We start from the raw sequence: 22854 nt of genomic DNA on the forward strand, positions 1-22854 counted from the left end.
TTACGCTGTCCGGCATCACAGTAAATATAGACGGCACTACCAAAATCAACTTAAACAAGTAAGCGACCGACAGGAGTAGCCGCATGCGCCAACGAACAGATGGACGTACTAGTTTTTACGATCGCCTTTCAGAAAACCGCATTCGTGAGGAAAAACGTCTGGAAGCAGAGCGTTTGGCGCAAGAAGCCCTTGATGCCGTTCCAGTACCTGAACGCTTTCATACCAATGAGCTGAGTTTTATTCGCCCCCAAGGCTTCAAGGATAAGACCTTTCATGTCTTCACGCTGACCGATATCGGACCTAGCCCTTTATCTGTTGTAATCGGACGAACTCCCGTTGAGGCTGACTCTGATCTAGAGACTATGTCTCAGATGCTATTAGAGGATCTAAAAAAAGCATTATCTCATCTAGAGTGGGTCGAAGCACTGTGTCCAGCTGAAGTTGCCGGTGTAGAGGCACGGCGTGTTGAATTCAAATGGCGGCAACAAGGACTCCCCGTACACCAGCTGCAATTGATTTTCCTTCATAAAGATGAGCAAGGACATCCGCTGTTGATGCAAATTACGGCGACCAGCAATCATCCGAGCGGGATGACCCCGGAAGAAAGGACCACATTCTATTCCGTGATCGAGACATTGCAGCTACGTTATAGTCCCTTGACACGTGAGGCGATGGAGCAAGTATGAGCGCCGCCGCACGCCTAAACGATCCAATTGAGCACACTGGGTCGCTGACAGGATTACTTGCAGGGTTTGCTATCGGCGCTATTGGAGCAGCGTTGATAGTCGGCACAGGCGGATTGGCTGCCGTTGCGATAGTCGGCGCGGCAGCAGCAACTGGGGCAGGCATAGGACAACTGGTAGGAAGCATGTCGTTCTGTAGCCACCAAACTGGCCAAATTATAAGTGGCTCCAGTAACGTGAATATCAATGGCAAGGCGGCAGCAAGAGCGCATGTTGATAAGGCGAGCTGCGATGATCATGGGCCCGGCCCAAAAGTTTTAGCACAAGGTAGCAGCACTGTTTACATCAATGGTTATCCAGCAGCTCGCGTAAACGACCGCACTGAATGTGATGCAAAGATTAGTGCTGGATCGAATAATGTCTTTATTGGCGGTGAAACGGAGACCACTGACCCTATAAGTCCTGAAGTGCCGGTACTGCTTGAGCGAGGTATATTACTCATTGGCCTCGCAAGTGCTTTTGTGCTGGCAAGCCCAGCTGTTGTGATTGCAGGATTTGTAGGTGGTATCGCTGGCGGGACAATTGGCAACTGGGCTGGCGGGAAACTGTTCGGTGAAGGGTCGGATAGGCAGAAGCTTATGGCCTTCGGTGGTGCCTTGCTGGGCGGCCGCTTAGGTGCTAAAGGCGGGAAGTGGTTTGATGTTCGTTATGAGGTTAAGGTTCACGGCTTGGGTTCGAGCTTAGGTAATATTAAAGTAAAACCCAGGACTGCAAATGAGAAACTTTCCTCATCATCAAATGAGAAAGTTTCCGTACCGTCGAGTACAAATTACAGCCGTGGAAAATTCAGAAAAAATGTACGCAAGACAGTATGGGAAAATGCCGAAAAGGAAAGTCCTGACGGCATAGTCAGAGATCCACTGCTTGAAAAACCTATGAAATTCGATGAACCTTGGGATATGGGACACAAGCCCTGTTTCGAGCACTGGAAACACGTACGTAGCGCAGAAGCCAGAGGTATCAGTAGAAAGGAATTTCTAGACGAGTATAATAAAGTAGAGCATTACCGGCCCGAGCTGCCGTCTTCCAACAGAAGTCATAAAGGCGAGCTCGAAACTGATGATTACTATGGATACTAAATGAAAAAGCCTCCCAGCCCTCAGCTAAAAACAGTAGCAAAGCATATCCTCAAATTTTTTGGCGGTACGCCAACTGTTCATGCGTACTACGATGACTCTAGGGTTAGGTCGATGTCTATTGTCACTACGTTCGATACTATAGAGCCAGGTATCAAATCAATAGGCACTATCGGACTATCGGAAATACCACTAGTAGATGAAGATGGTACAGAATTTATAACCCGCATCGAGCTTTGCTCTGCTGTTCCAACAATTTTTGAAGCTTGGGAGAATGTGATAGCATCAGCAGCTTTCTTCATCGAGCAACGAAGAAAGCCTGTTGTTCCGGGTGCAGTATTGGAAAACGTTGTTAATCAATACTTTCCAAAAACCAAGATGCCGCACTTATATTTCTCCATACCTTTCTTATGGAACGATGGCCATTTTGAAGAGTTGATTTTCGATAGGGTTAAAATTAACTGGTTACAATGTTTTTCCATTTATGAAGTTGAAAAAGAATTTATAGATAAAAATGGCAGTGATGCGTTTGAGGATCTACTTTCCATACAAGAGACTGATATTTTCGATATGGAGCGTGAGCATATCAGTTTACCTTGCTAGAATGCGGCCTGAAAAATATTTGAAATACTCCACTCTTACTTCTTGACTGTAGTGATGGGGCTGAAGAGATAAGTGCCTAAGATATCCTCCTGAAAATTGGAGGAAAAGTCGAATTGAGCATTTGTAATATAAGCAACTATCAGTCCGCGCGGCAGTCGCCGCGCGAGAGTCTTCTACTAGTGTGCTGTTTTCGAAATAACTTATTTTTCTTGCGCAGCTTCAAGCTGCCTCATTCGAACGTTGAATTTTGCTCAGAATCTCCTCTCCCTTAGGGAAGGTCTGAAGTAGCCGGATGTTTTCCGGCTACCGAGTCCTCAGCACTTTTCAAAAAACGATGCATGTCGAAATTTGCTCAATTATCTTCGCTTTTTAGCTCTTTCGGCCGCTGCAAAGCCTTTTGCGGTAACCATTTCCTGCATTACACGCGCACCTCTCCTGCGCTCGCCAACAAATGTCGACGGGCCATCCACAGGTTTGACAGGGCGAACAACGTCACCATCTGCGCGGTGTTCTTGGCCAAGCCCCGAAAGCGCACTTTTTCATAGCCAAACTGGCGTTTGATGACCCGAAACGGATGCTCGACCTTGGCGCGAACCTGGGCCTTGGCCTTCTCGATTTTGCGGATCGCCTTGTACAAAATACTGCGTTTTCCGTGCTTTTTGTAAGTGCTGTGGCGGGCGGCAATCTGCCAAATGACCTTGCGCCCAGCGTGTTCTTCGCGCTTCTCGACCCCGGTGTAACCTGCGTCGGCGCAGACTACGTTTTCCTCGCCGTGCAGCAGTTTGGCAATCGAGCGAGGACGTCCGGTTTTAGGCATGGCTTGAGGGCTATTCAGACAAGGGAGTGAAAGTTTAATTTATTTTGTCTACACCCTCTTAGCGTTCCAAACTTACTGGGTCGGCTGAGCATTGCGTAACGCCATGAACGTTGTGATGGAGCGTTCCAACTCGGCCACGGAGGCAAAGCTGCCGTCGCGCAAGTACACGGTGATGTCTCGAAAGAAGCGCTCAACCATTTCCATCCAGGAGCTGAGGTTGGTGTGAAATGAATATGAAAACGTGGATGATTCGTCAGCCAAGCTTGCACTGCGGCATGCTTGTGGGTGGCGTAGTTATCGGCGATCAGATGGAGCTGGAGGTGCTTGGGCGTTTCTTTATTGATCTTCTTGAGAAACGCCAGTCACTCTTGATGCTGTTGCTAACGCAAGCCTTGTCCGATGGAGCCAGATAAAGCCCGATCACATCCCAGAATTTCTCCTCAAACTGCGTATCGTTTGACAACTTGAATGTCAAACCAGTTGTTGAGCATTGGAATGAGCAAGGTTACAATTCGACTAGGGCGGCGAGGAACGACTTTTATAATAATACCAAAGAGCTTAGTTTAAAGCTAAAAGTTGAGAGCAGTAGGCAAGGCGGTGTAATGTCCGCGAGCGGTGTTAGGTACAGGCAGGATGTAGGGCCGGATTATAACTAGTGGGGGATATGTCGTGATTACGGAAGATGATTTGCTTGAAGAGTTTGTTGATGTAAACAGGGTTCGCTCTGATGTATTTTTCTTTCAGGATAAAATGCGGACATATACATACAATTATTGGTTGCAGTCGTCGAGCGTTCAAGATTTGCTTGTCGTTTCTGAAAATTTAAAAAATGACTCGTTTGCTATTGAAACTATTGATTCTGCACCTTCTGGCTTGGCTTTAGATAAACCTACCATTTACAAACTTAAAAAGATTTTAACGGTTTTACTCATGGTATCGCAGTTCCGTCTGAATATCATGGGTATTTAAAAGATACTGACAGTATTGATCGTAGGTGTTTATTCTTATGCTTGCCAATCTTCAGGTGTGAGTTTTCAGGGAATGAAAGTCCTGAAGAGTTTAGAGAGCTGCGTCTGCATTACAATCCTACACTCGACTGGGAGAGAGATAAACATCCGAAAATTCGTGTGTACTTTGACAATCCTAAAACGGGTGCCGGGGTAGTTGAGGGTGGAGTTTTTTTTCGATTAAACGCGCTTTTCAATGAAATCAATAATCTTAATGGGATCAGTAACGGTTTTATTGAGGTTGCAAATTGGATGGGTGCAGTAATTGAAATACTTTCCCCTGAGCATGATAAATATTTGTTAATACGCAATAGGGAGGATGAGGAAGAAATATCTAAAGCCGATTTAATACTTCTGGTTAATGATTTTTGCTGTTCCTGATTTTAAATTATGGGCGGCAAGGGCCAGTATACGCGACCGCTCTGATCTGATCTGATGAACTTGTGCTACGGCGGTGATGCATCCGTAATCAAGGAGCGTATTGATCGGGCAGTATTGGCGCTGATACGATTTCGACCCCTCCGCAAAATCCATTGTATCCGCGCCACAAACCCTACCTAGCAAAAAATGAGGATTGCGTTTGGCGAGGCATCTCTGGCGTGCAAATAATGAAGGATAAGGAATATGCCTAACATAGAAGACTTGAAAGAAAAATACAAGGCGTATTATGATCTTGATAGTGGCTCGAAAGAAGCACTAAAGTCCATAGAGAGAAAGCTGGTTATTGAGCTTCCTCTCGACTTTAAAGAAATCGCTTTGTTTTACAATGGTGGCCTTCTCGGAGGTATCAGTCATCATGCAATTTCAAATGAAGCAAATTCGTTAAATATAGTTGACGAAACGCTGCGCCTTAAAAAATCAATAAGCCTGGCTTCTGAGTATATCGTTCTGGCCGAACCGCCTGAAAGTATTATAGTGTTAGATGTTTCAAACATCCCCGCCGTGATATGGTGTGACTCGATTGATGCTGAAAATATAAACACAAAAAAATTCGGTACGCCGCCCGACTCTTGGGAGAGCTATGCAAGCTTTTTCTCCTATTTATTGGGCCGTGAAGAGTCAGGAGATTATTAGCAATGATGCTTAATGGCCGGTGTCGAGGTCGCCTCAGCGCTAAACCTGATCAACAAACTCTATGGTGCAGAGCGTGATCTGAAGGGTACATGTGACGATGACCGAAAACCGGCCGTCATGAACTGAGTCTGCGAGTGCTGGCTAAGTTAAAAAGCTGGATGGAAAAGACGCAGCCACACGTTGCGGCTCAGAACACCTTGGGCAAGGCCATCGGCTATCTGGCGAGTAACCGGAAGAAGTTGGAACGGTAGGGCGAGGAAGGCTATTTGCCGATCGACAACAAATCCGCTGAGCGTGTGATCAGACCCTTCGTGATCGGAAGAGAGAACTGGTTGTTTAGCGACAGGCGGCAAAGGCGCGACGGCCAGTGCTCAACTTTACAGCTTGGTCGAGACGGCTAAAGCCAACGGCCAAGAGCCCTATGCGTGGCGGCGCCACGCATTAGAACGGCCACCACTGGCGACGTCGGGTAATCCACGATGATACTTCTAAGCGCGCCGACCGTCTTTGTCTAGGAGGGTTTATGGAGCGGTTAGGGAAGGTCTGAAGTAGCCGGATGTTTTCCGGCTACCGAGTCCTCAGCACTTTTCAAAAAACGATGCATGTCGAAATTTGCTCAATTATCTTCGCTTTTCAGCTCTTTCGGCCGCTGCAAAGCCTTTTGCGGTAACCATTTCCTGCATTACACGCGCACCTCTCCTGCGCTCGCCAACAAATGTCGGCGGGCCATCCACAGGTTTGACAGGGCGAACAACGTCACCATCTGCGCGGTGTTCTTGGCCAAGCCCCGAAAGCGCACTTTTTCATAGCCAAACTGGCGTTTGATGACCCGAAACGGATGCTCGACCTTGGCGCGAACCTGAGCCTTGGCCTTCTCGATTTTGCGGATCGCCTTGTACAAAACACTGCGTTTTCCGTGCTTTTTGTAAGTGCTGCGGCGGGCGGCAATCTGCCAAATGACCTTGCGCCCAGCATGTTCTTCGCGCTTCTCAACCCCGGTGTAACCTGCGTCGGCGCAGACTACGTTTTCCTCGCCGTGTAGCAGTTTGGCAACCTGCGTGACGTCTGCCACATTGGCCGCTGTTACTACCACGCTGTGCACCAGGCCTGACTCGTCGTCGGCGCCGATGTGAGCCTTGGCGCCGAAATAGTACTGGTTACCTTTCTTGGTTTGATGCATCTCAGGATCGCGTTTGCCATCCTTGTTCTTGGTCGAACTGGGCGCGTGGATCAGCGTGGCATCGACGATGGTGCCTTGACGCAACGACAAGCCACGGTCGCCCAGATAACCATTAATTACGCCGAGAATCCCGGTCGCCAACTCGTGCTTTTCCAGCAGATGACGGAAGTTGAGAATCGTGGTTTCGTCTGGAATGCGCTCCAGGCTCAGGCCTGAAAACTGACGCAGGATGGTCGTCTCATACAGCGCTTCTTCCATCGCCGGATCGCTGTAGCCGAACCAGTTCTGCATCAGATGAACACGCAGCATCGCCATCAGTGGGTAGGCGGGCCGGCCACCTTCTCCTTTTGGATAATAGGGCTCAATCAGGGCAATCAAACCTTTCCAGGGCACCACCTGATCCATCTCGATCAGGAACAATTCCTTACGGGTCTGCTTGCGCTTGCCGGCATACTCGGCGTCGGCGAAGGTCATCTGTTTCATCATCGAAAAGCTCGGCGACTGGTGTCCGGAGATTTTGCCAAATTAGGAAGTCTTTTTCAGAGTTTCCTTAGAGGGTGTAGACAAAATAAATTAAACTTTCACTCCCTTGTCTGAATAGCCCTCAAGCCATGCCTAAAACCGGACGTCCTCGCTCGATTGCCGCCGAGCACTATCCCGTGCTGGTGAAACTCGCTCATGCACAGCCCTATTCCAGCCAGGCCGAATTGGCGCTCGTATTCTTCGCCGAAACCGGTATCACTGCGCATCCCGACACCTTTGCAAAAGCGTTGAAAATGGCAGGGATTACGCGTGTAAAGCAGCGGGCCAAGGGAAGTTTTCAGTCACCTGAACCTAATAAAGCCTATGGCTACAATGAAAGAACGCGCTGACAGCCCGTCAGCAGCGATCCTGGATTCACAGTCGACCCGCAGTTCTCCTCAAGGCGGTGACAGCGGCTACGACGCGGGCAAAAAAGTGAAGGGGCGTAAACGAAGTCTGATTGTCGATACATTGGGCCTGCTGCTGGCTGTCAGTATCAGTGCTGCAAGCGTGCAGGATCGTGACGCGGCGGATGATGCGGTGGCGTACTCGAAGGAAAAATATCCGTCACTGAGCACGCTTTTTGTTGATAGTGCGTACGCAGGAAAATGGGCACAGCGCACCCATCAACTGCACGCTATCGATGTTCAAGTGATCCGTGGCCCGAATAACAGAAGAACAGGGCAATGGCACTCTGAACAAGGCGATCTATTTTCCGTGGAGCCTGTTCAGACTGGATTTGTGGTCATGCCCAAGCGATGGGTAGTGGAGCGAACTCATGCCTGGAATGAGAGAGCTCGGCGACTGATCATGCATCATGATCGCCTTTTTGCGGTAAGCGAGGCATGGGTTTGGTTGGCCGAGGCTCGAATACTCGCGCGCCGACTCACTACATGATTTTGTCTACACCCTCTTAGGGACGATTACTGCTGCGCGGCGACCTGCAGTTCAGCGCGACGGCCAGGTATCGCGGCAATCAATTCTTGCGTGTAGGTGGCTTCAGGCCGTTCGAAAACGTCGCTGGCCGGACCTTGTTCAATGGTCTTGCCCTGCTTGAGCACCAGAACCTGGTGGGCAACGCTGGCGACGACTGCCAGGTCGTGGGACACCAATACGTAGGCGATTCCGGATTCAGATTGCAGTTCGACCAGCAAGTCGAGAATCTGCGCCTGCACCGATACGTCCAGCGCCGAAACCGGCTCATCGAGCAGTAGCAGATCCGGTTGCAGGGCCAGCGCTCTGGCAATCGCTACGCGCTGACGCTGTCCACCGGAAAGCTCACGGGGCAGCCGGTCCAGGTACGCTACGGGCAAGTGCACTCGCTCGATCAACTGGCGTGCGGCCTGTTCCAGTTCGCGGCCTTTGAGCAGGCCGAACGAGACCAGTGGTTCGACGATGCTCTCAAATAGCGTGAAGCGTGGATCAAGGGCCGCGAACGGGTTTTGCTGGACCAACTGGATGCGTCGCCGTAGCGGTCTGAACTCGCGCCAGCCCAGGTCGGTGACATCCTGGCCGTCCAGCTGCACTCGTCCGTGGGTGGGTTTTTCCAGACCCAGTGCGATGCGCAACGCAGTACTTTTACCAGAGCCGGACTCGCCGACGATGGCCAGGGTCTGGCCGGGATACACCTTGAAGTTGACGTCTTGCAGCGCCTGGAAGTCGGCGTCTTCGCCTTTCACGTAGGGCAGGCGATAGGTTTTGCCGATGTTGCTCAGGGTCAGCAGAGGTGTGTCGCTGCTCGCGACCGGTCGCACTGTTGCCGGGCTCTTGCGCTGGCCGAAAGCCGGTGCTGCGGCGATCAGTGCGCGGGTATAGGCATGGCGAGGCGCGATGAGTATCTGTTGCGGAGGGCCTTGTTCGACCAGCTCGCCCTTGTTCATCACTAGCACACGGTCAGCACGATCGGCAGCCACGCCGAGATCGTGGGTAATGATCAGCAGGGAAATGCCGCGCTCGGCCACCAGGCGTTGCAGGTGATCAAGGATCTTGCGCTGCACTGTCACGTCCAGAGCGCTGGTGGGCTCATCGGCGATGATCAGGCGAGGATTGCCCGCCAACGCGATGGCGATCAGCACGCGCTGGCGCATGCCACCGGATAGCTCGTGCGGGTACTGGCGGGCGCGCAATACCGGCTTGTCCAGACCGACCTGTTGCAGCAACTCCAGCACATCGGCATCCACCGCCGGGTAACGTCGGCCGTGGGCCTGAATCAGTGCTTCGGCAATTTGCCGGCCGATGCGCAGGGTAGGGTTGAGGCCGACCATCGGGTCTTGCGGCACCAGACCGATCACGCTGCCGCGAACCCGACGTTTTTCTCGCTCGCAAGCGTGGCTCAGGCCGTGACCATCGACGTGCAGCTCGCCGCCTGTGATGGTCGCGTTGTCTGGCAACAGGCCGAGTATGGCGTTGGCCAGGGTCGACTTGCCGGAGCCGGATTCGCCGACAATCGCCACGGTTTCGCCCCTGGCCACCTGAAACGAGACGCCGCGCACGGCCTGGTTGGTCTGGCCGTCGAAGCGGTAGGCGACACTCAGATGACGAATGTCGATCAGTTGAGCGGTATCGGTCATCGTTGAGTCTCTTCCAGAGTGCGGGCGATATGGTTGAAGCTGAACACCACGCCGACCACGAACAGGCCCGGCAACAGCGACACCCAGGGCGCGGTCATCAGGAAGTGACGACCGTTGGCGATCAGCGTGCCCCATTCGGCAGCCGGTGGTTCGGCACCGAAGCCGAGGAAACTCAGCCCGGCAGTCGCCAGAATCGCTGCACCGAAATCCAGTGTGGCAAGCACCGCCACCGGGCCCCAAGCGTTGGGCAGAATGTGGCGCAGCAGGGTTCGGGTCCAACTGGCACCGCCCAGACGCGCCGCTTCGACGTAAGGCAGGGTCTTGACCCGCAGCACCTCGGCACGGGTGGTGCGGGCGAAGCCGGGGATGATCCCTACACCCACCGCGATGGCCACCGGAATGGTGCCGAAACCGATGGCGGTGACAATCGCCAGCGCCAGTAACAGGCCGGGCAGGGCCAGCAATACATCGATCAGGCGCATGATCACTGCATCGATGCGCCCGCCCGCAAAACCGGAAATCACCCCCAGGCTCAGGCCACCGGCCATGGCGATGCCCACCGCCAGCAATGCGGCTTGTACCGAAAGGCTCGATCCGTGTACCACGCGGGTGTAGAGATCACGGCCCAGTTCGTCGGTGCCGAACCAGTGCGCGGCATTTGGCGCGGTGAGCTTGTCGCTGGGCGAGGTGGCGTAAGGCGCGTAGCTGCTCAGCAGGTTGGGTGCCAGCGCGGCCAGTAATGCAAAGGCGACCATTGCCACCGCGAGCAGAAACCCCGGACGACGCAGCAGGGGCTTGGCGGCCTCTACGGCGCGACTCAGGTTGCTACGCCGCCGCCATTGCGCGGCGGGGGCGGTTTTGCCGGAAAGGCTTTGACTGGAATCAACAAGGCGGGTCAGGCGCGCAAGGCGGTTGTCGAAGATAGTCATGGCGTCAGGAGACCTTTGGCGTGTGGGCGATGCGCGGATCCAGCGCGGGGTACAGCAGGTCAACGATCAGATTGACCACGACGAACGCAGCTGCCGAGACCGCAACAATGGCCAGCACCACCGGAATGTCCTGGCGCAGCACGGCCTCCTGGGCAAGACGACCGACCCCGGAGCGGGCGAAAATGGTTTCCACCAGCACGGCACCGGACACGGTGTTGCCCACTTGCAGACCGATCAGCGTCAACAGCGGTAAGGCAGCGTTCTTGAACGCATGGCGGGCCTGAACCTGGGCGCGAGTGAGGCCCTTGGCGTAGGCGGTAATGATGTAGGGTTCTTTCCAGACGCCCTGAAAGCCGCGTTGTAAAACCTGCGCGTACACTGCAGCACTGGGGATCGCCAGTGTGACAGCGGGCAATATCAAGCTGGAAAAACCCTGATTGCCGGTTGCTGGAAACCAGCCAAGGCTGAATGCGAACAGCTGAATGAACAACAGGCCCATCCAGAATACCGGCACTGAAAAACCCAGCGACGGCAGCCGGGACAAAACGACCTTCAACGGCTGCCAGCGCACGTAGGCAGTGAGATAAGCCAGCCCGACGCCACCGATCAGCGACAGAACAATGGCCAGCCCCGCCAGGCTCAGGGTTTGCGGCAAACGTTCGACCAGCAGTTCTGAAACCGGACGATTGAGTGTCAGCGAATTGCCGAAGTCACCCTGAACAGCGCCCCACAGCAGGTCGACATATTGCTCGAAGACGCCTCGGTCCAGCCCGTAATAGAGCTTGGCTTGCGCCAGGTCCTGCGCGGACAGGGAGTCGATTTCGACACCCGAGGCGCTGAGCATGATCGACAAGGTATCGCCGGGCAGCAGATACAGAATGAAGTAGGTGATGCTGTAAGCACCCCAGAGTACCAGCAGCGCCTGGGCGATCCGGCTGAGGATATAACGGCTCATGGCGTGGCGATCTCGATGTCGTTGAACAGCGCAAAGCCTTCCGCCGTCCAGTGGAAGTTACGCACGTTTTTCGCCGTGGCGGCTTGCCAGACCCGCTCGTAGACCGGAAATGCCGAACCTTCATCGATCAGCAAGTCCTGCAGGTCGCCATAGGCTTTTGCGCGTTGTTCGCTGCGCGTGGCGGTCAGCCCGGCGTCAAAAAGTTCCAGGGCTTTGGGCAGTGTTTGCGGCGCGTAAAGGTTGGTCGCCAATGTCGAACTGTTGGCGCTACGCGGGTCGATGATGGTCTGCAGGATGATCGGGTCGGCGCGGGTCATGTAGGTGGACGTCAGGTCATAATTGCCTGCCGCATTGGCAGCTGCCCATTCGGCGGTGGTCACCACGTTGAGCTTGAGCTCGATACCCACTTTGCGCAGCTGATCCTGAATCAGCACATCACCAGCGGTTTCAGGGGGGGACAGGTTGTAGGCCAGCTTCAGTCGTTTGCCGTCCTTGTACCGATAGCCGTCGGCGTTCTTCTGCCAGCCGGCTTCGTCGAGCAAACGCTCTGCACCCTGAGGGTCATAGGCCAGTCTGTCGGCCTGATTCTTGTAAAACGGCGTGGTAACGTCGTAGATACCCGACACCACCGGAAATTGCGGGTTGTAGACAGTGGCGGCGTAGGTCTTGCGGTCGATGGCTTTTTGTAGCGCCAGACGCACATTGCGGTCAGCGAGGATGCGATTGCCGCGCGTGTTGGGGTACATGTTCAGGGCCGGCCCTGGCAGCGAGCGGCTCTGGATAGTCGCGCCCCTGGATTTGAACAGGTTCAGGTCCACTTCGGAAAACGGGTTGCGTGGCCAGAGGATATCGACCTGGCCTTGAACGAACTGGCCATTGCGCACGCTCTCTTCCGGAACGTAACTGATCTCGACCGCATCCAGATGCGCCTCGCCCCTGTTCTGCGCATTGGCCGATGGCCAGGCATAGCCCTTGCGTTTGATCAGGCGCAAACCCCTTTCAGGGGTGTAGCGCTCCAGCACGAATGGCCCGGTGCCGATGATTGCACCCAGCGAGCGTTCCTTGACGCTGAGTGTGTAGGACTCCGGGGCAAGAATGGCGAGGTTGGTGGTTGAGGTGGCTTGCAGAAAGCCCGCATTTGGCGTGGCCAGCACCAGTTTGACAGTGAAATCGTCGACGACTTCGGCGTGGTCGTAACCCTTCAGGTAGGTCGCGCCAAAGGTTGCAGGCAATTGCGCGGCAAACGCTTTATTGCTGTCGTAGGCGGTCTTCACGGCCTGTGCGTCGAAGCGCGTGCCATTGCTGAACGTCACATCCTTGCGCAAGTGGAAGGTGTACTCCAGCGCGTTTTCACTGACGTCCCAGCGTTCTGCCAGCCAGGGAATGATAGTGCCGGTCTGTGGGTTCTGATCGGTCAGCGACTCGGCGACATTACGCAGCACCACGCGGTGCTCCAGCCAATACACCTGGAACGGATCAAGGCTGACCAGCGTGGTGTTGTCTCTGAAGAAAGCGACTTTGAGCGCCTTGCTTGCCTGGCATTCTTGGCCAGAGGGCGAGCAGCCGAGCAGGGTGAGGGCAGTAATGACGGCGAATAACAGGCGTGCAAGAAGAGGGCGCACGGTCATCGCGCTGTCCTCCGATATACGAATCTGTAGGCGAAAGTCGAAGGTTGAGTGCGGTGCATGGAAAAGTCCTCTTCAAGTCGAGCGCAGCGATCAGGCTGGTTTTAAGACCGTATTCTTATGTAAGGAGGCTGTAAAAGTATTTTTTCTTATAAGCTAATATAGGTTTTTATGATTTATTTGATAATTTATTATGCTTTATATGTATTTTATGGTGCCTGGTTAATGTCTGCTGTGCAGGTTCGCAGCGATTCCAGGGAGAAGCGGGGTGGAACCTGTTCTTTCCCGATCGCCACACATTGCTGATTTTGCGGGTGAGTCAGCCCGCAGCCAGAAAACCTCGGAGGATCAGCATATGGTGGGGATCAATAGAGCGGGGACCATCGGGCGCTTATATTGCCGGGCACTCAGACCACGAGCCTGCATCAGGGCGCGCACGCGAATCCAGCAGCGGCGCCAACTCTTCGAACAGTCCGCAGGTGCCGCCGCCCCCGTCAGAGGCTTCCGCTTCGCAGGCGCGAGATCGGCGTGAGAGGCTTTTGCGATCCAGACCGCTGTCGCGCGAAACCAGGGAGTGGCTGGAGCAGGGCATGCCGCCAACGGCGGAGGCTGAAGTGCGTAGCAGACCGCATGGGTCTGCCGATGCCGCAGCGCCGCATGCACCTGCTGAGACAAGACCCAGGCCGCAGCACGCAGGGGTGATGGCACACGCTACATAGCATCGTTCAGCAATTGGTCAGCGCGGGCGCTGATCTTGCCCATACTCGTACCACGCTGCGCAATATCATAAGAGGCGAAGAGATGGCTCTTTCTAGAGCCGAACAGAGCATTTTGCGCGAGCATTTCCCTAACATGATTGCGACTGGAATCAACCCCCATTCAGAGCTCGCTATCGAGCTCCGTGATGCGCTCCGTAGAGCGGATCGCCAACAGGCAGCGTCAACTCCAGCAAGGACACCGACGCGGTCCCCGGCGGCACCCACCCCTACGCAATCATCATCGAGTAGCAGCCAGCGTTCATTATTTGGTCGGTTCGCCCGGCTGATGACGCCTGATCAGAGACGTTCGTCAAACGCATCGACCTCTCAGACACCGGTAGACAGAAGCCCGCCACGCGTCAATCAGGTACCCATACGCCCCGACAGGGCTGCGATGCGTAATCGTGGCAATAACCAGGCCGCCGCAGCCTTGCAGGGATTGGTTCAACAAGGGGTCAATCTGGAAGACCTGCGCACGGCGCTTGAAAGACATCTATTGCGGCACCAACCGATCCCCTTGGATATAGCGTACGCGTTGCAGAGCGTGGGCATTCCCTCAAGTGTTGACACGGCTGAGAGCCTTGTGGAAAGCCCGCTGATGGATTTGAGTGTTGCGCTGCACCGCGTGCTTGGGCCACGTCCCGTTAGTGCTCCGCCTCGCCCAGCCGTTCCGATGCATCCTCCAGCTGCCTCCAGGCGACCAGATGGCGCGCGTTCCAGCGCATTGCGGGTAATTCCGGAGCGGGAGGATTATGAAAATAATGTGGCTTACGGAATGCGCTTGCTTAACCTGAACCCGGGGGTTGGGGTAAGGAGGGTTGTTGCAGCCTTTATAACCGATCCGGCGGCCCGGCCGGCAGTTGTGGACGATATCCGCGCAGCCCGGGACCCTATAACCTCACAATTCAATCAACTGCGTACGGTCTCCAAGGCCGTTGCTGAATCCCAAAATCCGCCCTTCATGGACGCGGCACACCATCACCCGGACGATGCGACCCATTGCCTTTTTGGTGAACCATTGTCGCTGGAAAATCCTGATCGGCAGGTGATCGGCCTGGCGGGGAATCCGACGGACACGTCGGAGCTTTACAGTCAGCAGGGAAATAAGGAGCTGGCGTTCATGGATATGAAAAAACTTGCCCAATTCCTCGCAGGCAAGCCTGAGCATCCGATGAACAGACAACCGCTTGACGCCAGAACCATCGCTAACTACGCGTTTAGAATCGTGCCCTGATCACGCAGCCCCTGTAGGTCTGATTGCAGTGGATGGTTTGCGAACCGGCTTGATGCCGGTTCGTTCGTTTACAAGGTGACTCCCGCCGCGCCTGCCTTGCTCTTGAGCGCTGCTTCAAGGCGGTCAATGAACAGGCGCACCCTGTGAGGAACGCGCTGGCGTGTTGGCAGCACTGCCGTGACAGACAGCTGTTCGGGCATTGCATCTTCGAAGTCCACCTGCTGAAGGCTGCCTTCGTTGATTTCCTGTCGGACATCCCAATAGGTCAGCATGGCCAGTCCCATACCTTGTTTACATGCCGTGCGCACGGCCTCGACGCTGTTGGCAGAGAAGGGGCCCTGAGCGCGAATGGTGATGGGCTCGCCGTTTCTTGTGAACGGCCACCAGGGCATTGCGTGCAAGGCAATGCACGGGTGGTGTCTGAGTTCCTCCAGTAGCGTTGGTTTGCCGTGCCTCGCCAGGTAGTCTGGGCTTACACACACCACCCGTGGGTTGGGCGCCAGCGACCTGGCCACCAGTGCCGAGTCGCGTATCGTGGCAATCCGGATGGCGACATCGATTCCCAGTCCGGCGATGTCGACAATGCTGTCCGACAGCGTCAGGTCGATACTCAGTGCCGGGTTTTCCAGCATCAATGCGGGCAGCAGCGGCATGATGACTGTCTGACCAAACACACTCGGTGCCGTAACCCGCAAAACGCCACTGGCAGAGCCTGCATCAGCCTTCAGCGTGGTGCGGGCGGCCTCGCTTGCTTCCAGTATGGTTTTGGCATGAGGCAGAAAAACTTCGCCCTCTGGCGTCAGTGATACCGAGCGGGTTGTACGGTGAAACAGCCTGACGCCCAGGTCGTTTTCCAGCGCAGCCAGACGTCTGGAGATTGCCATCGGTGACAACCCGAGTCGACGCGCCGCTTCCGACAGGCTTCTGCTGGAAGCAATGGCGGCGAACACCTCTATATCAGATATTTGCACGGATTCTATCCATTTTCGTTAAAGCGCCTTATCTGCACGGCCGGGTTCCAATGGTCTTCGCCAGCCCTTACCGTTGCTACAGGTTCTGTCCATGACTGCGGGCAATTCGCAGGCGATCTGCACAGTGAGGGTTTGAAGTATGAGCGAGATAAACAAACACGTTACAGCCCCGTTCGACATGAGTCATTTCAAACTTAAGAACAGGTTTGCGGTGGCACCCATGACACGCGTGAGCGCGGACGAGCAGGGCAGTGCAACGCAGAACATGACGCGCTATTACGAGCGGTTCGCCAAGGGTGGTTTTGGCCTGATCATCACCGAGGGCAACTATACAGATCGCAGTTCTTCCCAAGGCTACCGCTTCCAGCCCGGGCTCACCGATGACGAGCAGGCTCAGGCATGGCGTGCCACGACCAATGCTGTGCACCGGCATGGCAGTGTCATGATTGCGCAGCTCATGCACGCAGGCGCACTCAGCCAGGCCAATCGCTTCGTCAGCGAGTCGGCGGGTCCTTCGGCCATTCGTCCCAAGGGCGAACAGATGGCGTTCTATTACGGCGCGGGCAGCTACCGGATTCCTCGGGCGATGACTGACAAGGATATTGCCGAGGTCATTGACGGGTTCGCCCACGCGGCGCAACTGGCGATTGGCACTGCAGGCTTTGACGGTGTCGAGATACATGGGGCGAACGGCTACCTGCTCGATCAGTTTCTGACCGATTACAGCAATCAACGCACCGATCAATGGGGCGGTGAGGTCGTACAGCGTCTGCGGCTGACGCTTGAGGTCATCGCCTCGGTGAAAAAGGTCGCCGGGCAGGCACCGGTGGGTGTGCGTCTTTCACAAGGCAAGGTCAACGACTTTCAACATAAATGGGCGGGGGGCGAGCGCGATGCCGAGATCATTTTCGCTACGCTGGCCGATGCCGGCGTCGATTACATCCATGTAACCGAACACGAAGCATGGCAGCCGGCCTTTGCCCAGGGTAAAGCCAGCCTGGTCGAACTGGCCCGACGCTACGCGCCAGGCGTTGCGCTGATCGCCAATGGCGGCCTGCACGATCCGCAAAAAGCCGACCAGGTGCTTCATCAGGGGGCGGACATCATCGCGGTGGGCAAGGGCGCGCTGGCCAATCCGGACCTGCCACAGCTGTTGCGTCAGGGCGAGCCACTCCGCGACTTCGATCCAGCCATTCTCGGGCCGATTGCCAACATCAAGGACAGCGAGCTGGCATTCAACGGGATGAATTGAACAGGTTTTCATAGGTGGGCTCGCTTCCGGTTCCAATCCTGCATTACCTTTGACTCTATCCTCCCTGGGGGGATAGAGTGCCGGTCTGAATTGTCCAGGCCAGAGCTCAAGCCATGAGTGAACACGACCACCCCCACGGCCATACGCACCTGTCCCACACAGCTGTTATAAAGCGCCTGAAACGGGCCGGCGGTCATTTGCGCAGCATCATCACCATGATCGAAGAAGGGCGCGAGTGTGTGGATATCGCCCAGCAGCTGCACGCGGTCGAGAAAGCGGTGTGCCAGGCCAAGCGTACGTTGATTCAGGATCATATCGATCACTGCCTTGAAAACACGCTCGGTTCACCTGCCAGGGGCGAGCGCGCACCACTGGAAGCCTTCAAGCAAATCACCAAATACCTCTAGGTCTCACATGCCCAACTTCGTCGAGCTGTTGCAGCAAGGCGGTTCGCACGCCTGGCTGTATTTCCCCAGTGCCATTCTGCTGGTAGCGTTGCACGGGCTGGAGCCCGGGCATTCAAAAACCATGATGGCGGCGTTCATTGTGGCCATTCGTGGCTCTGTGAAACAGGCCGTGATGCTCGGCGTCGCCGCTACCGTTTCGCACACCGCCGTCGTCTGGCTGGTGGCAATCGGCGGGATGTATCTGGGCCAGATCCTGATGTTCGGCTTGACCGGGGGGCTTATCCCTTGCCCAGCAGCCATCACCGTGTTGCTGCTGTGCCTGCAGGTGATGCAGGTCACACTGGGCGCGATGATGGTGATCTGTTTTAGCCTGGGTCTCGCCGTCACGCTGGTCACCGTTGGCGCTGCCGCCGCCATCGGTGCGCGAAAAGCCTCGAATCCCTGGCTCAGTGCAGCTGCTCGACGCGCACCTTACCTGTTCAGCGTCCTGATTATTTGTGTTGGGATGTATGTAGGGGTCAACGGCTGGATCAGCCTGCATTCGTGAGCTGGCCCGGTGCTTGAGCGTGGCCGCTATCACAAAAATAATTTGTGCATCTTTAAAATATATATTGATTTTTATTGGTATCGCCCGGCCTTAGCATGAGTGGAACTTGAATAAGTCGCCGGACAGCGAGCACGCTGTCAGGCTCACACGCCACCAAGAGCTGCAATCGGAGTCCTGATGAGTCTTTCTCCTTTCCACCTTGCAATCCCGGTTTATGATCTGGCCGCGACACGTGCCTTCTACGGTGAGGTGTTCGGTCTTTCCGAAGGGCGCTCCAGCGATCAGTGGGTCGACTTCGATTTCTACGGACACCAGTTGGTGATTCATGAACACCCGAAAACCGCCTCTCAAGAGAGTGTGCACAGCAACCCGGTAGACGGTCACGACGTTCCGGTTCCGCACTTCGGCATCATTCTGGAATGGGCTCAGTGGGAAGCTCTGGCCGAGCGCTTGAAATCCTTCGGCACCGAGTTCGTCATCGAACCCTACATTCGATTCAAGGGGCAGGTGGGTGAGCAGGCCACCATGTTCCTGTTCGATCCCTGCGGTAATGCGCTTGAGTTCAAGGCGTTCAAAGACATGAGTCAGCTGTTCGCAAAATAGTAAAAAGCCTGGCGCACACTATGTTGCGCCAGGCCTGCTAGAGCGGGCGCAGCGCTAACGAGTCAGAGCGTGTTCGTTGATCAGTTGGACCAGCGCGGTTACCGGTTCGGTCAGGCTGCGGCGAGCGCGATGTACCAGCCCGATATCGCGATGGAACGTATGCTCTGTCAAGTCGATAGAGCGCACACCGGCGTGCCATCTCTGCAGGGTTGCCGTTTCCGGAACCAATGCGACGCCGACGCCGTTGGCGACCAGTTTCATAATCGCATCCAGTTCATCGAGCTCGCAGACTTCGCGCAGCGAGACATGGGTCTGGCGCAGGAACCTATCGACCTGTCGGCCACCAAATGACGATCGATCGTAACGAATGAATGGATGAGCCGAAATCAGTTCGGCCCAGTCATCCCCCTGCATGTCAGCAGGCACGATAAGGCGATAGGGTTCACGGACCAGCGTTGTCCAGCGCAAGTCGCTTTGCAGTGAGAAGGGCGGGCGGATGATCGCTGCCATGTCGATCTCGCCAGCGTCCACCTGATTGACCAGGTCCATGGACAGGCCGGGAATGACGCGCGTCCTGCACGCGGAGAATTGCTGATGAAACCGAGCCAGCGCTTCCGGCAGAAAGGAGCGTTGTACAGAGGCAATTGCGCCGATGGTCACCAGCACGCTCGCGGGTAGCCCTACTGTCGTAGTGCCAAGGCTGCTGAACTGGCGCACCAGATCCTGACCTTGTAACAACACCTGCTGCCCCATGCGGTTGAGCTGGGCTGAACGTCCTTTTCGGTCGAACAGCTCGACGCCCAGTTCAGCTTCAAGGCGCTGCATCTGCGCACTGACAGCGGCCTGGGTGAGCCCGATCTTGCTGCCCGCCGCAGCGAACGTGCCTTCTCTTGCCACGGCGATAAACGTTTTCAGTTCTTTGATCATGGGCAAAGAATAATTGTATTTTTGCTAAAAATGCATTTGTTTATTTTGTTGTTGGCGGGTTGTCGCCGCTTCAGCGTCATAGGCGCCCGGGCGCTGCCTCAGACAAAAGGTACTCTTTCCTGGAACCAGGCAACGGCCTGGTTTTTGAATGCTTCGGCGGGCGGCGTTAACGGGTAGCGCTGATCGTAGGCCAGTACGATGCGCTGGGTGGGCAGCGTTTCGCGTATAGGGCGACACACCAAGGGCTGACCGTCGTAGCTGCGGTCGCCGAAGGGCCTGGTATAGGTCAGGGATACACCGAATCCGTTGGCGACGAGGCTGCGCTGAAACTCGAAGCTGTGGGTGCGCTGGAGGCTTTGAGGCGACAGTCCATGCATGTTGAACAGGTCCAGCACGTGCTGCCAGCTGTGGACCTGATCAGTAACTACCAGATTGCCTTCACTGAGTGCGTGCAGACTGACATCGGGCTCGTTTGCCAATGGGTGATCAGCCGCCAGCAGGGCATAGGCAGTCAGTTGACGCAACTCGATACACGCCATGTTTGCCGGCAGCCCCAGGTCGTAGGTCAGCGCCAGCTCCAGAGTACCTTCGGCGAGGCGCTTGCCCAGATAGTCGAAGCCGCCTTCGCGCATGTCGACCCTCACTCGCGGATGTTCCTGTTGCAGGCGCCTGAGGATCTGCGGCAGGCAATAGGGTGCCAGGTCCTCGTAACAACCCAGTACCAGCTCTCCGGAAAAGTCGTTGTTGTCGCTGCCCATGTCTGAAAACGTCCGGGCTTCGGCCAGAACCCGCTTGGCCTGTGCCATCACTGTGCGCCCGAAAGGCGTAAGCGATACGCCCAGTCCGCGTTGACGAACAAACAGCGGCTGACCAAAAAGCTGCTCGAGTTCGGTAATCGCCGTTGAAATTGACGGTTGGGAAACATGCAGCTCTTCGGCCGCCAACGTGAGATTGCTGTGTTTGGCGGCAGCGAGCGCATAACGGAGTTGTCGCAGACTGAACTTCATAAGAATTTCTTGGGTGATAAATCAATACATATTATTTTATCTTCGCTGAGTGTCATGAAATATTTGCCCCTTGCCCACATTTATTCTTCTTCGAGGGAGTTTCAGGCCATGACACAACATTCGTTTGCCCTCACGACAGAAGACATTGAGGCCTTTCAGCGCGATGGCGCAATTTGCCTGCGCGGCGTTTTCCGCGACTGGATCGGCACCATTGCCGACGGAATCGAGCGTAACCTCGCCGAGCCGGGTGCTTACGCCAGCCGTTACGTCGAGAAGGATGACAAACCGGGCGGCTTTTTCGACGACTATTGCAACTGGCAGCGGATTCCAGAGTTTCGCGCCATGGTCGAGGATTCACCGGCAGCGTCTGTCGCGGCTGCCGTGATGCGCTCCAGATCGGCACAGTTTTTTCATGATCATGTTCTGGTCAAGGAACCCGGCGCGCAGAAGGCCACGCCATGGCACCAGGACATCCCTTACTATTTTGTCGAAGGTATCCAGAACGTGAGCTTCTGGATCCCCGTGGACCCGGTGCGCGAGTCGACGCTGCGGCTGCTTGCCGGCTCACACCGTTGGGAGAAGGGCATAAAACCGGTGCACTGGGCCGATCAAAGCGATTTCTACAAAGATGCTGGCGGGTACCGCGCCGCGCCGGATCCAGATACTGATACCGAGCAAGGCCTGCAGGTACTGGAGTGGGAGATGCAGCCGGGCGACGCGGTGCTGTTCGATTTCCGTACCGTGCATGGTGCTAGAGGCAATGCGTCGGCTCAGCGCCGTCGTGTCTTGTCGCTGCGCTGGCTTGGCGACGATATACGTTACTTCGAGCGTCCAGGACGGACCTCTCCACCGTATCCAGGGCATGCGATGCAGACCGGTCAGAGACTGCGCGAAGATTGGTTCCCGACGATACATCAAGGAGCTTGAGTTTCATGTAGATGAAACAGGTTCGCCACTGATGTGACGAGCATTTGCACTGCCATAACCCTGTTCACTGTGTTGGAGCGTGCGATTGTGAAGATCAGAAAAAACCTTACCGCCACACTGATTGCTCTCGGGTTGTTTGCCGGCAGTGCTGCAAGCCAGGCCGCCGGTTGGTGCGAGTCGGGTAAACCGGTCAAATTTGCCGGGCTCAATTGGGAAAGCGGCATGTTGCTCACCGACATACTGCAGATATTGCTCAAGGACGGCTATGGCTGTGCGATCGATACATTGCCGGGCAACTCCATCACCATGGAAAGCGCCTTGAGCAATAACGACATTCAGGTACTGGCGGAGGAGTGGATCGGGCGAAGCGAGGTCTGGAACAAGGCGGCGGCCAGTGGGAAGGTAGTCGGTGTGGGGGCACCGATTATCGGGGCCACCGAAGGTTGGTATGTGCCACGTTATCTGGTCGAAGGCGATGCCAAACGCAACCTCAAGCCCAAGGCTCCCGATCTGAAGAAGATCGCCGACCTGACCCAGTACGTGGCGCTCTTCAAGGACCCGGAAGAACCGGACAAAGGCCGTTTCTACAATTGCCCGGCGGGTTGGACCTGCGAGTTGGAAAACAGCGAGATGCTTAAGAGCTATGGCCTGGAAGCCAGTTATACCAACTTCCGCCCAGGTACAGGCCCGGCGTTGGATGCTGCCGTTTTGTCGAGCTACAAGCGGGGCGAGCCCATTCTTTTCTACTACTGGTCGCCGACGCCGTTAATGGGACAAGTCGATCTGTTGAAGCTGGAAGAAAAGCCGGGCGTCGATAAGAAAATCAGCATTCAGGTAGGGCTTTCCAATGTCTTTCACGAGCAGGCGCCGGAATTGGTAGCCGTTCTGGAAAAGGTCAATCTGCCGATCGACCTGTTAAACCAGAACCTGGCCCGCATGAGCAAAGAGCGTATCGATTCACCCAAGCTGGCGAAGATATTCTTCAAGGAGCACCCGGAAATCTGGCACACCTGGGTCAGTGACGCGGCTGCCAAAAAGATCGAAGCAACGCTTTAAGGCAAGAAAGGGCATGGATGCCCTTTCTCTTATCGCCGCTGGAGTGCTTGCGTACGCCACCAGC

At 55.4% G+C, this 22854-nt stretch carries 21 protein-coding genes and 4 pseudogenes; 15 read left to right on the forward strand and 10 right to left on the reverse strand.

Annotation, left to right across the window (positions count from 1 at the left end; all coding sequences use genetic code 11):
* Positions 1-83 precede the first annotated feature (83 nt).
* Genes FFH21_RS12125 through FFH21_RS12135 form a run of 3 tightly spaced genes read left to right on the forward strand, consistent with a single transcriptional unit; the run spans position 84 to position 2422 of the window.
* Positions 84-686, forward strand: a complete 603-nt coding sequence (locus tag FFH21_RS12125) for a DcrB-related protein (protein ID WP_011168475.1) — start codon at positions 84-86, stop codon at positions 684-686.
* Complete coding sequence (locus FFH21_RS12130; RefSeq protein ID WP_011168476.1) at positions 683-1822, forward strand: GH-E family nuclease; 1140 nt, start codon at positions 683-685, stop codon at positions 1820-1822. The genes FFH21_RS12125 and FFH21_RS12130 overlap by 4 nt, the downstream gene beginning before the upstream one ends.
* Positions 1823-2422, forward strand: coding sequence for a suppressor of fused domain protein (locus FFH21_RS12135; protein WP_004667566.1), 600 nt, complete (start codon positions 1823-1825; stop codon positions 2420-2422).
* A gap of 418 nt (positions 2423-2840) precedes the next feature.
* On the opposite strand, the pseudogene FFH21_RS12140 reads toward FFH21_RS12135, so the two are convergent.
* Both FFH21_RS12140 and FFH21_RS12145 read right to left on the reverse strand, forming a co-directional pair.
* Positions 2841-3212, reverse strand: a pseudogene (locus FFH21_RS12140) (IS5/IS1182 family transposase); the annotation flags it as partial.
* Positions 3213-3314: 102 nt separating this feature from the next.
* Positions 3315-3601, reverse strand: a pseudogene (locus FFH21_RS12145) (transposase); the annotation flags it as partial.
* Between the two features lie 307 nt (positions 3602-3908).
* Here FFH21_RS12145 and FFH21_RS30550 point away from each other — a divergent pair.
* The 4 genes and pseudogenes from FFH21_RS30550 to FFH21_RS12165 form a co-directional block, all read left to right on the forward strand.
* The gene (locus tag FFH21_RS30550; RefSeq protein WP_230383693.1) at positions 3909-4208 is read left to right on the forward strand and encodes a hypothetical protein; all 300 of its coding nucleotides are present in this window, start codon (positions 3909-3911) and stop codon (positions 4206-4208) included.
* Positions 4209-4249: 41 nt separating this feature from the next.
* Positions 4250-4627: a hypothetical protein gene (locus tag FFH21_RS30555; RefSeq protein ID WP_230383694.1), complete on the forward strand. Its 378-nt coding sequence runs from the start codon at positions 4250-4252 to the stop codon at positions 4625-4627.
* 243 nt (positions 4628-4870) lie between these two features.
* Positions 4871-5320 (forward strand): SMI1/KNR4 family protein, encoded by a 450-nt coding sequence (locus FFH21_RS12160; RefSeq protein ID WP_041924529.1) that lies wholly within the window; start codon positions 4871-4873, stop codon positions 5318-5320.
* Between the two features lie 36 nt (positions 5321-5356).
* Positions 5357-5803, forward strand: a pseudogene (locus tag FFH21_RS12165) (transposase); the annotation flags it as partial.
* A 199-nt stretch (positions 5804-6002) separates the two neighbouring features.
* Here FFH21_RS12165 and FFH21_RS12170 read toward each other — a convergent pair.
* Positions 6003-6983, reverse strand: coding sequence for an IS5-like element ISPsy2 family transposase (locus FFH21_RS12170; protein WP_004665467.1), 981 nt, complete (start codon positions 6981-6983; stop codon positions 6003-6005).
* Between the two features lie 128 nt (positions 6984-7111).
* Here FFH21_RS12170 and FFH21_RS12175 point away from each other — a divergent pair.
* Positions 7112-7919: pseudogene (locus tag FFH21_RS12175) on the forward strand (transposase).
* Between the two features lie 26 nt (positions 7920-7945).
* Here the strand turns inward: FFH21_RS12175 and FFH21_RS12180 are convergent.
* Genes FFH21_RS12180 through FFH21_RS12195 form a run of 4 tightly spaced genes read right to left on the reverse strand, consistent with a single transcriptional unit; the run spans position 7946 to position 13104 of the window.
* Complete coding sequence (locus FFH21_RS12180) at positions 7946-9592, reverse strand: ABC transporter ATP-binding protein (RefSeq protein ID WP_011168480.1); 1647 nt, start codon at positions 9590-9592, stop codon at positions 7946-7948.
* Positions 9589-10521 carry an ABC transporter permease gene (locus FFH21_RS12185; protein ID WP_005745125.1) on the reverse strand — a complete coding sequence of 311 codons (933 nt, stop codon included), beginning with the start codon at positions 10519-10521 and terminating at the stop codon, positions 9589-9591. Before FFH21_RS12185 ends, FFH21_RS12180 begins: the two co-directional genes overlap by 4 nt.
* 4 nt (positions 10522-10525) lie before the next feature.
* Positions 10526-11476 carry an ABC transporter permease gene (locus FFH21_RS12190; protein WP_005759270.1) on the reverse strand — a complete coding sequence of 317 codons (951 nt, stop codon included), beginning with the start codon at positions 11474-11476 and terminating at the stop codon, positions 10526-10528.
* The gene (locus tag FFH21_RS12195) at positions 11473-13104 is read right to left on the reverse strand and encodes an ABC transporter substrate-binding protein (protein ID WP_011168481.1); all 1632 of its coding nucleotides are present in this window, start codon (positions 13102-13104) and stop codon (positions 11473-11475) included. Before FFH21_RS12195 ends, FFH21_RS12190 begins: the two co-directional genes overlap by 4 nt.
* A gap of 1149 nt (positions 13105-14253) precedes the next feature.
* Between FFH21_RS12195 and FFH21_RS30840 the strand changes: the two genes are divergently transcribed.
* Complete coding sequence (locus FFH21_RS30840; RefSeq protein ID WP_041924530.1) at positions 14254-15093, forward strand: type III effector; 840 nt, start codon at positions 14254-14256, stop codon at positions 15091-15093.
* Between the two features lie 68 nt (positions 15094-15161).
* On the opposite strand, the gene FFH21_RS12210 is transcribed toward FFH21_RS30840, so the two are convergent.
* Entirely contained in the window at positions 15162-16064 is a 903-nt protein-coding gene (locus FFH21_RS12210; RefSeq protein ID WP_011168482.1) for a LysR family transcriptional regulator, read from the reverse strand.
* 139 nt (positions 16065-16203) lie between these two features.
* On the opposite strand from FFH21_RS12210, the gene FFH21_RS12215 reads away from it, so the two are divergent.
* The 4 genes from FFH21_RS12215 to FFH21_RS12230 all read left to right on the forward strand — a co-directional run bounded on the left by FFH21_RS12215 (position 16204) and on the right by FFH21_RS12230 (position 18873).
* Entirely contained in the window at positions 16204-17316 is a 1113-nt protein-coding gene (locus FFH21_RS12215) for an NADH:flavin oxidoreductase (protein WP_011168483.1), read from the forward strand.
* Between the two features lie 113 nt (positions 17317-17429).
* Positions 17430-17723 carry a metal-sensing transcriptional repressor gene (locus FFH21_RS12220; protein ID WP_011168484.1) on the forward strand — a complete coding sequence of 98 codons (294 nt, stop codon included), beginning with the start codon at positions 17430-17432 and terminating at the stop codon, positions 17721-17723.
* A gap of 7 nt (positions 17724-17730) precedes the next feature.
* Positions 17731-18270 carry a nickel transporter gene (locus FFH21_RS12225; protein ID WP_011168485.1) on the forward strand — a complete coding sequence of 180 codons (540 nt, stop codon included), beginning with the start codon at positions 17731-17733 and terminating at the stop codon, positions 18268-18270.
* Between the two features lie 177 nt (positions 18271-18447).
* Positions 18448-18873, forward strand: a complete 426-nt coding sequence (locus FFH21_RS12230; RefSeq protein WP_003364399.1) for a VOC family protein — start codon at positions 18448-18450, stop codon at positions 18871-18873.
* Between the two features lie 54 nt (positions 18874-18927).
* On the opposite strand, the gene FFH21_RS12235 is transcribed toward FFH21_RS12230, so the two are convergent.
* A complete protein-coding gene (locus FFH21_RS12235) occupies positions 18928-19800 on the reverse strand; it encodes a LysR family transcriptional regulator (protein ID WP_019741987.1) in 873 nt (290 codons plus the stop codon).
* A 98-nt stretch (positions 19801-19898) separates the two neighbouring features.
* Positions 19899-20807, reverse strand: a complete 909-nt coding sequence (locus FFH21_RS12240; protein WP_011168487.1) for a LysR family transcriptional regulator — start codon at positions 20805-20807, stop codon at positions 19899-19901.
* Between the two features lie 108 nt (positions 20808-20915).
* On the opposite strand from FFH21_RS12240, the gene FFH21_RS12245 reads away from it, so the two are divergent.
* Positions 20916-21734 carry a phytanoyl-CoA dioxygenase family protein gene (locus FFH21_RS12245; protein WP_011168488.1) on the forward strand — a complete coding sequence of 273 codons (819 nt, stop codon included), beginning with the start codon at positions 20916-20918 and terminating at the stop codon, positions 21732-21734.
* An 87-nt stretch (positions 21735-21821) separates the two neighbouring features.
* Entirely contained in the window at positions 21822-22790 is a 969-nt protein-coding gene (locus FFH21_RS12250; RefSeq protein ID WP_005745113.1) for an ABC transporter substrate-binding protein, read from the forward strand.
* The last annotated feature ends 64 nt before the right edge of the window (positions 22791-22854 follow it).

It is taken from the genome of Pseudomonas sp. KBS0707, assembly GCF_005937945.2.
Lineage (GTDB): Bacteria > Pseudomonadota > Gammaproteobacteria > Pseudomonadales > Pseudomonadaceae > Aquipseudomonas > Aquipseudomonas amygdali.